Source organism: Buttiauxella sp., from assembly GCF_035271705.1.
Lineage (GTDB): Bacteria > Pseudomonadota > Gammaproteobacteria > Enterobacterales > Enterobacteriaceae > Buttiauxella.
In genome coordinates this window covers 1-9405 of record NZ_DATERI010000203.1, presented here as the reverse complement: position 1 = coordinate 9405, position 9405 = coordinate 1, and the positions used below count along the sequence as shown (strand labels likewise).

Annotated in this window: 8 protein-coding genes; 3 read left to right on the top strand and 5 right to left on the bottom strand. The window is 48.0% G+C overall.

The window, feature by feature from the left end; genetic code table 11:
• Positions 1-15: 15 nt before the first annotated feature.
• The 5 genes from VJY99_RS18100 to VJY99_RS18080 are packed head-to-tail and all read right to left on the bottom strand — an operon-like array spanning position 16 to position 5622.
• Positions 16-1080 carry a glycoside hydrolase family 130 protein gene (locus VJY99_RS18100; protein WP_324120956.1) on the bottom strand — a complete coding sequence of 355 codons (1065 nt, stop codon included), beginning with the start codon at positions 1078-1080 and terminating at the stop codon, positions 16-18.
• The gene (locus VJY99_RS18095; protein WP_324120954.1) at positions 1064-2647 is read right to left on the bottom strand and encodes an alpha-glucosidase; all 1584 of its coding nucleotides are present in this window, start codon (positions 2645-2647) and stop codon (positions 1064-1066) included. The genes VJY99_RS18100 and VJY99_RS18095 overlap by 17 nt, the downstream gene beginning before the upstream one ends.
• Positions 2648-2658: 11 nt before the next feature.
• The gene (locus VJY99_RS18090) at positions 2659-3486 is read right to left on the bottom strand and encodes a carbohydrate ABC transporter permease (protein ID WP_324120952.1); all 828 of its coding nucleotides are present in this window, start codon (positions 3484-3486) and stop codon (positions 2659-2661) included.
• A complete protein-coding gene (locus tag VJY99_RS18085) occupies positions 3487-4353 on the bottom strand; it encodes a sugar ABC transporter permease (RefSeq protein ID WP_324120950.1) in 867 nt (288 codons plus the stop codon).
• 9 nt (positions 4354-4362) lie between these two features.
• The gene (locus VJY99_RS18080; RefSeq protein WP_414641617.1) at positions 4363-5622 is read right to left on the bottom strand and encodes an ABC transporter substrate-binding protein; all 1260 of its coding nucleotides are present in this window, start codon (positions 5620-5622) and stop codon (positions 4363-4365) included.
• Positions 5623-5833: 211 nt separating this feature from the next.
• Here VJY99_RS18080 and VJY99_RS18075 point away from each other — a divergent pair, with 211 nt between their 5' ends.
• The 3 genes from VJY99_RS18075 to VJY99_RS18065 are packed head-to-tail and all read left to right on the top strand — an operon-like array spanning position 5834 to position 9365.
• Entirely contained in the window at positions 5834-6886 is a 1053-nt protein-coding gene (locus VJY99_RS18075; RefSeq protein WP_324120946.1) for a LacI family DNA-binding transcriptional regulator, read from the top strand.
• Between the two features lie 24 nt (positions 6887-6910).
• A complete protein-coding gene (locus VJY99_RS18070) occupies positions 6911-8323 on the top strand; it encodes a phosphomannomutase CpsG (RefSeq protein WP_324120944.1) in 1413 nt (470 codons plus the stop codon).
• Positions 8292-9365, top strand: a complete 1074-nt coding sequence (locus tag VJY99_RS18065) for a sn-glycerol-3-phosphate ABC transporter ATP-binding protein UgpC (protein WP_324120942.1) — start codon at positions 8292-8294, stop codon at positions 9363-9365. Before VJY99_RS18070 ends, VJY99_RS18065 begins: the two co-directional genes overlap by 32 nt.
• Positions 9366-9405: the final 40 nt, after the last annotated feature.

Genomic DNA, 9405 nt, shown 5'->3' with positions numbered 1-9405 from the left:
CCCCACGACAGCGTTTTATTGTTTGTTCAATTTCAGGTGCTTCCACAAATCTGCCAGCGACATTGTCGCCAGCGCAATGCACTCATCTGCCGCGCCGTACCAGATATGCAGTGTTTCATCACGAATTAATGCCCCACAAGTAAACACGACATTGCCAAAAAACCCTTCGCGTTCGTAAGGTGCAACCGGTTCAAGAAGCGGGACCGGCGACTTAGCGAGAATGCGCGTAGGATCGTTAAAATCGAGCAGTAATGCGCCGAGGCAATAACGCAGATTAGCATCCACACCATGGTAAATTTCCAACCAGCCAAATTCCGTTTTCAGCAACGGTGCACCACCGCCAGATTTACTCCCGTCCCATTCATCACCAGAACGCCCCAACAAATGGCGGTGATTTCCCCAATGCAGCATATCGGGTGATTCACAGATCCAGATTTCCGGGTGCCCGAAGTGGCACGGTGCCGGGCGTGTTAGCGCCATATATTTGCCAGCGATCTTTTCTGGGAAGAAGCACACATCACGGTTATCCGGGCAGAAGATCAGCCCTTTCTTTTCCACCTGTTTAAAGTCTTTGGTGGTGGCGAGTGCAGTGGTGATCCCAAGCGGTGAAATGGCGGAATAATTGATATACCAGAGATCGTCGATTTTAGTCAGACGTGAGTCTTCGCAGCCAAATTGCTCGTATTGAGTATCCGGCACAATAAAAGGATCAGCATCAATCGTGAAATTCACACCGTCCTGGCTTCTTGCCAGCCGCAAATGCGACATTGACGTCAGCCATGTTTGTGCACGATCGCTTTTTAAAATAATGCCGCGCGGGTCGCTGAAATCATAACGATCATCACGTCTGTCAAACGTACGCGTCGACGGCAGCCATTGTCCGCCCAGCTCTTCCAAAAGTGGAACAGTGATCAACTGAGGATCGGCGTTTTCCATGCTTTCGGCGACGCGTAAGAGTAAAAGAATTTCACCGCCCTGTTCCGCCACACCCGCGTTAAACACACATTCAACTTTCCTTTCCGGACATGAAGGAATCACATCAGCCGGGGTGATAAGAGGATTTTTACTGTGCCTTTGCATAACAACTCCTTTTGATAATAAATTCGTTTTTCCCAAGCCATTCAGATTCATTTCCTGCCACTGTGGAGGCGTTAATCTCACACCACGGATTTCTGATGGGTGCGCCAAAATTGACAGCTACCCACGTACTCTCGTCTTCACTTTCTCGGGAATACCAGATGCAGTCTCCGGTGCGGCCTAAATCCCGGTAAACACCCGTGCGTAATGACGATGAAGCATGCCGTAGCGCGATAATTTTTTGATATTCATGCCATAGCGAATCCGGCTGCTGGCGTTGTGCTTCAGCATTAATCTCAAGGGAGTTTGGGTTAAGCGGCATCCACGGCTTTACGCAAGAAAAGCCGGAAAAAAGTGCGGCACTCCACGGCAACGGTGAACGCGAACCATCGCGCGACTGGCTTATGGCACAGGCCAGTGCTGCACCCGTGCTAAGACCTGCGGCAAGTGCCGTTTGGTAGTGAGTTTTACCCTGAATATCAAAAATCTGTTCGGCTGTTTTCGGCAGGTAATTGCTCATCCCCAGTTCGTCACCCTGGAAGATAAACGGCACACCCAAAGCGGTAAGCTGGAGCACCATCACCGCTCTGGCGCGTGGTGTATCGCGTTCAGTTTCACCGAAACGACCTATCATGCGCGGCATATCGTGGCTGGAAAAAAACAGCGTTGGCATCCCTGCTTGCTGCTTGCGCATGGCTTGCAGTTCACCAAACAAGCGTGCGACATCAAAGGTTTTTTGGCTACCGAGATTGAAGTTAAACACCACATCCATCAGTTCAGGGCTTTGGTAACGGCTCAGAACAGGCAGTTCTTCGCTGCCAATTTCGCCAATCAAAAAATAGTCGCCCTGCTCCCGAACATAATGGCAAATACGACGCAGCGCATGTTCAATACCGGGTTGGTTAACATCGTTTTCATGCCTTTGCTGGCCATCAATTTCGGGGTTATCCGGGCCAACACCCTCGGTGGTGAGAAAATTAATCACATCGAAGCGAAAACCATCCACGCCCTGTGCCATCCAGAAATCAATGACCGCAAAAATTTCCTGTTCAACCTGTGGGTTAGCCCAGTTTAAATCGACCTGCTGTGGGGAAAACTTATGGTAGTAATATTGCCCGGTGTCAGGTTCCGCCTGCCAGGCGCTACCTGAAAAAAACGACTGCCAGTTGTTCGGTTGGCGACTAAAAATAAAGTAGTCCCGATAACGACTCTGCGGGTTATTAAAAGCCTCTTTAAACCACGGATGTTCTGTTGAAACGTGGTTAATCACCAGGTCGATAACAACACGGATCCCCTTCGCATGACACGCCGCAACCACCTTGCGAAAGTTATCCATGCTGCCAAAACGTGAATCAACAGCACAGTAATCGCTAATGTCGTAGCCATTATCCACCAGTGGCGAAGGATAAAATGGCGTTATCCAGACCCCGGTAATACCAAGCTCGGCCAGGTAATCCACCTTCTGCTCCAGGCCAATAAAATCCCCCAACCCGTCGGCATTACCGTCGCAAAATGAGGGTAAATAAATTTGGTAAAACACCGCGTCCTGCCACCAGTGCCAGGTTTTCATCAACGGGTTCCTTATTTAAGTGACAAGGACATGCCTTGTAAGAAGTATTTGCGAAACAGCAGGAACAACGCGACCACTGGCAACATTTGCACGACGGAACCCGCCAGCACCGGGCCGAGATAGATTCCGTAGGATTTATTGAAGGTGGCGAGTAACACCGAGAACGGCATTTTATCGACATCACGCATCACGATTAACGGCCAGAGAAAATTGTCCCAGGAACTGGAAAAGGTAAACAGCGCGACAATCGCCAGAATTGATTTATTCAGCGGCATCATCACGTGGCGCAAAATCCCCCACAGATTGGCGTGGTCGAGTTTTGCTGCATATAGGTAATCGTTGGGCGTGCCTTTGAAGCTTTGCGACACCATAAATATGCCCCAGGCACTCATCGCATAAGGCAAAATCATGGCGCTGTAGCTATTAATTAGCCCCAGTTCACGCATCAACACGAATTGCGGAATGATGAACATAAAGGCCGGGAAGACCATTTGGACAATCAGCAAATTTTTGAAGGCGCTTTTGCCGCGAAAATCGGTTTTAGCCACCGCGTAACCGACCAACATTGAGGTAAATGTGACGCAAGCAGTGACGCACAGGGATATAAACAGCGAGTTAAACAGTGTGCGCAGAAAGGGTTTATCGGCGCGGTTACTGTTATCAAATAAGAAGGTGTAATTTTCCAGTGTGAAATTGCCCGAGAAAAGTCCCGATGTATAGATTTGTGCCGTCGGTTTTAACGAAGAGACGACCATCCAGATAAACGGATACAGCCACGTCACGGCCAATATAAACATCAACAGATGAACGAGCAGACTCAATGGCGTTAAATTTTTCATTTACACAATCTCAATGTTTTTCTCGAACAGTTTTCTAAACAACCAAATCAGCAGAAAACTGCATGCGGCAACGATAATAGACATGGTCGCCGCCCAGGTCGGTTTCATTTTCTGGAATGCAACTTCATACATCACCACCATTGGCATGGTCGTACTGTTGAGTGGCCCACCGCCGGTAATTAAGTACGGTTCGGTGAAAATACTGAATGCCACCGTAATCGCTAGCACCATTACCATGACAATTTGTGGGTTCATCATCGGTAGCGTAATGGCCCACACCTGTTTAAAGCGCCCTGTTTTATCAAGTTGTGCCGCACTGTAAATATCACCAGGAATTGCCAGCATACCGGAATATAGAATCAAGCCGTAATAACCGACAAATTTCCAGGTGACAATTAATGCAATGGATAACATGGCACAATCAGGGTTGGTGAACCACGGAACAGAAACCCCAAACCATTCTTGTAAGAAATGATTCACCGGTCCAAACTCACTAAATAATTTAGAAAATACTATTGAATAAGCCACACCGGAAGAAATATTGGCAATCAGAAAACTCAGAGTAATAAACCCTTTGCCATACTTTAATTTTTTAATTCCCGCAGCAAAAAGAAACGACGCGATAAACACAATCGGGATGTACCAGAGTAAAAAACGCAGCACATTAAGCATTGATGTCCAGAATAGCCTATCCTGCATCACACCCCATAAATTTTGCAGCCCGGTAAAACGTGGCACACCAATAAACTGCCAGTGCGTGACACTTAATACCACCAGCCAGGCTAACGGATAAAACCAAAAGAACAGTGAATAACCGAGCCATGCGGAGGCCAGCAGGCCTCCTGTGCGAGAATCATTGCCAGCCATAACCGCCTCTTATTGCTTGAGAATGCTGTTAATTTCCTGGGCGGATCTATCGAGCGCGTGAGTCGGTTCGTCATGCTTGAAAATAACCTGCTCCAGCATTTGCGTCATACTGCGCTGAATTTCCGTGGTTTGCGTCGTGGCTGCCGGAGGTAAAGCCACATTCACGTATGAAGCAATTTTTTTCTCGATCGGGTTTTGATTGAAATAGTCGACAAATAACGGGTTGGATAACAAGTCAGAACGCGCAGGTGGCATTCCCGTAGTTTCAAGCCAGTTAAGATCGTGTTCAGCGTTGCTGAATACCCACTGAATAAAGGCCCAGGCTTCCGTTTTATGTTGACTGGTACTGAACATGACCATGCCTTTGCTGTCGGCAAAAGTATGCGGATGTTCCGCACCCTGCTCGGTCAACATAGGGCCAATCTCTATTGTTTTCAGGATTTCTGGATACTGTTTGCGATAACGCGCGATGTCCCACGGGCCCCGTGCCGATGCCAATACCTGGCCGGTCGCCAGCGGATCATCTGCGGATGTGAAATCATAACTGCTCCAGCCACTGGCAAAGACTTTCCCCATAAAGGTCAGTACCGCTTTGCCTGCGGTATCATTAAATTGTGCCTGGTTATTGGTGATATAAGGCTTGCCACCATTTTGTGCATAGACCAATGGAATAAAGTCGAACCAGCGCTCCCACCAGTTTTTCCCGGCGGTTAATTGTATGGTGTAACCTTTATTATCCGCAGCCCGTCGTTCGGCCAAACGATAAAGTTCGTCATAACGCACCGGGACTTTTTCGAAACCATATTGTTTTAATAGGTCGGTACGCCACCACCAGACAATCGGGTTAACATAAATAGGCAATACATTGGTTTGCCCTTTTATTTCCCATGCTGGCATTAAACCTTCCATCTGCCGGTTTTTTATCAGCACCGGGTAATCAGGCATTTTTGACAGGTCTTCCAGTTGACCAATTTCATTTAACTGGCTGGCAAAACCGATAAATACATTACTGGATATATCTGGCTCAGTACCTGAAGCAAGCGCATTCATAATGGCTTCTTCTGAACTACTGGCATCAGGGATGGTGGTAAATTCAACGGGTGTATGCGTTGGGTCCTGGTTCCACTCTTTAACTATTTTTGTCCAGAAGGCTTCTTCATTTTCATTCGGTGCGACCCACATTTTAATGGGCGTTTTGGCTGTTACTTCCGTTTTTTTATCCTCAGGGCCACAGCCTGTTATACATATACTGAGAAAAACTGAAGCCATCCATTTAGCTAATGTATTAATCCTCACGATATCTCTCCATTTATTTTCTTGCAGCCTTGCATGTCAAAACGTAGCTTACGCTAACACCGCTTATTTATGTTTAACGTTAAACAACTCACAATTTTGTTTTTGTTTAACGTTAAACTTATTTCCCACACCACTCTATTATTAATAGTTATTTTAAATATAAAAACGAGCACACATAATTAATATGAATGTTTTAAAAAAAACAGATAATACGAAAAACATAACCATTAAATCATTAGCCAAAGAATTAGAGGTGTCTCATACCACTATTTCCAACGCGTGGAATAATCCGGATAAATTATCCTTAAAACTACGCAACAAGATATTAAGCCATGCTCAAACTATTGGCTTTCAAGGACCGGACCCATTGGGAAGAGCACTGCGCACTGGTAAATCCGACACCATCGGGATTATTTTCAATGATTCAATGAGTTATGTGTTTATCGATCAACACGACATTAACCTGATGCGCGGTATCGCCATGGAGTGCGAAAAGCAAAATACTAACCTGGTGCTTATCCCTTTAAACAACCGCCAGCGGGCAGATAACCCGCAGATGACCACCTTAGTAGATGGCTACATTCTTAACGCCACACATAATAACGAAGCCATTATTCAGCAAACGCTGGCGCGGCAATTGCCCATCGTGACACTGGATTTTTCACTGCCGCAATACAGCAGCGTCGCGATTGATAACGCGGGTGCCATGCACGAGATCTGTCTTTATCTTCTTGCAAAGGGCCACCGCTGCTTCGGCATTATCGCTTTCCCATCACACAAAAATGCATCGGGTTTAAGCCCATTAAGCGAGCCACTCAACGGCGACAACGTACTGATGTTGACGCGCGTTAATGCTTGTCGGGAGGCCTTCATTTCAAAAAATGTTTCCCTCGAAAACTGCTGGCTGTTTGAAACCCAACATGACGAAGCACATGCCGAAAATGCAGCGCAGGCACTATTAAGCGCCCATCCGGACATCACCGCCCTGATTTGCCTCTCTGATCGTTTTGCCGCTGGAGCCGTCCATTACTGCCTCAAGCATCACATCAGCATTCCACAACAAGTCGCCATTACTGGATTTGATAACACCGTTGTCGATTCTCAAGGTATCGGCCTGACAACTATCTCCCAGGATGCACGGAAAAAAGGGGAGACCGCCGTCAAGCTGCTACTGCAAAACGGCCCCGTTACCCACTATCAATTGCACTACCAACTTATTTGTCGTGACTCGGCGTAAGCCTTCAAAAAATACAGGTGGATTATGGATGAACTAACGTGTTTCAAAGCCTACGACATACGCGGCGAGGTGGATGTTTCGCTGACTGTCGACATTGCTTATCGCATTGGGCGGGCTTATGGCAGCTGGCTAAAACCGCGCAATGTGGTTATCGGTTCAGATGTTCGATTAACGTCTGAAACCTATAAAGCGGCTCTGGCAATGGGGTTGATGGACTGTGGCGTTGACGTAATTGATATCGGTGTCACTGGCACTGAAGAAGTTTATTTTGCGACGCGTGAGTTGAAAAGCGATGGCGGAATAGAGATCACCGCCAGCCATAACCCCGCCAACTACAACGGCATGAAACTGGTACGCGAGGATGCGCGCCCCATCAGCAATGATAACGGCCTGTTAGAGATTAAGGCGCTGGCAGAAAAGAATAAATTCCCCGACATTTCCAGACGCGGCACTTACTACCATCACGACTGCCGCCCTCAATGGGCCGCCCATCTGCTGAGCTATTTTTGCGCTAAACCTTCCCGCCCACTACGAATCGTGGCGAATGCCGGACATGGCGCAGCCGGTCAGGCGCTTGACGCACTGGACTCAGCCATGCGTGCACAAGGCATTACCGTCGAGTTTATCCGCCTGCACCACAATCCGGATGGCACCTTCCCCGCCGGGGTTCCTAACCCAATGTTGCCTGAAAACCGCAGTTCAACCCGCGAGGCCATTCGCTGTCATCAGGTTGATTTTGGCGTGGCGTGGGACGGGGATTTCGACCGCTGCTTTTTCTTTGATGAGCAGGGTGAATTTGTCGAAAGTTATTACCTGGTTGGGCTGTTCGCACAGTGGTTTTTACAACAAACACCCGGCAGTACCATTCTGCTCGACCCCAGGCTGATATGGAACACGCAGGAATCGGTGCAGCAAATGGGTGGCAAAGCGGTTATTTCCCGCACCGGGCATGCTTTTATCAAAGCCAGGATGCGCGAGGAAGATGCTATATATGGCGGAGAAATGAGTGGCCATCACTATTTCCGTGACTTCGGCTATTGCGACAGCGGCATGATCCCACTGGTGTTGATGATACAAATCATCGGACAGACGGATTCTCAACTCTCAAGTTATATTCAAAATGCCCAACAACGCTACCCGATTTCGGGAGAACTTAATCTCGAAGTCTCTGACTCACAGCAGGTTTTGCAACGGGTCGAGGAGTATTTTCAGAACACCGACGCGCAACGCGACGATGACGACGGACTCAGCCTGGCGTTCGCTGACTGGCGCTTTAATTTACGCGCGTCCAATACCGAACCCTTTATCCGCCTCAACATTGAGACACGTGCCAACCCCACGCTGTTAGTTGCCAAAACTGATGAACTACTTTCAGTGATATCTAACCATAATGAAGGGAATTCAAATGACCGCTTTAACCCTACGAAATATTCATAAAAAATATGATAAGAACACCATTATTGAAAACTTATCCCTGGAGATAGCTTCCGGTGAATTTATCGTTCTGGTTGGGCCTTCCGGATGCGGTAAATCGACGTTATTGCGTCTGGTTGCCGGGCTGGAGTCACCCGATGGCGGCACAATTATGATGGGTGACGAGGATGTCACAAACCTTGCGGCAGGCAAACGCAGCTTGTCGATGGTGTTCCAGTCCTACGCGCTCTACCCGCATATGACCGTGCGCGAAAACCTCTCTTTCGGCCTGAAGAATATGAAAACTCCCGAAGCAGAGATTGAATCACGTATTGGGCTGGCGGCGAAAATGCTGAAACTTGATGAAATGCTCGAACGCTTGCCGCAAAACTTGTCCGGTGGGCAGCGCCAGCGCGTCGCGATTGGCCGCTCAATTGTGCAACAGCCACAGCTATTTTTGTTCGATGAGCCGCTCTCGAATCTCGATGCTTCGCTGCGCGTTGAAATGCGCCAGGAAATTCAGGAGCTGCACAACAATCTCAAGAACACCATGATTTACGTCACGCACGATCAGGTCGAAGCGATGACGCTCGCGGACAAAATCGTGGTGCTCTACAAAGGGAAAATAGAGCAAATTGGCACTCCGCTTGAGCTTTATAATTCACCTGCCAACCTGTTCGTTGCAGAGTTTATCGGCACGCCGAAAATCAATCTGTTGAATGCGACCTGGCAAAATGGAGGGCTGAGGTTCAGCAATGAGTTGTTCTTCCCGTTGTGCGTCCAGCCCCTTGGCATTAGCGATGGCGATAAGCTGTTTGTCGCCATCCGCCCGGAGAATATCCGCCCGGATGCTTCAGGTGATTTCTGCTTTAACGCCACGACGCGGCTTTGCGAATTACAGGGGGATTCTACGCTGGTGTGGTTTGCTTTCGAACAATACAACCTGTGTCTTAAATCTTTCCAGCAGCTTAACTATTCACCCCGGCATGCGCTTTCATTAAGCATTGATGAACAACATCTGCATTTGTTTGACGGGCTGGGAAAACGAGTGAATTTAGCGAGATAGATGATTTTAACCCTCTCACCAGCAGAGCGCTGGTGAGAGG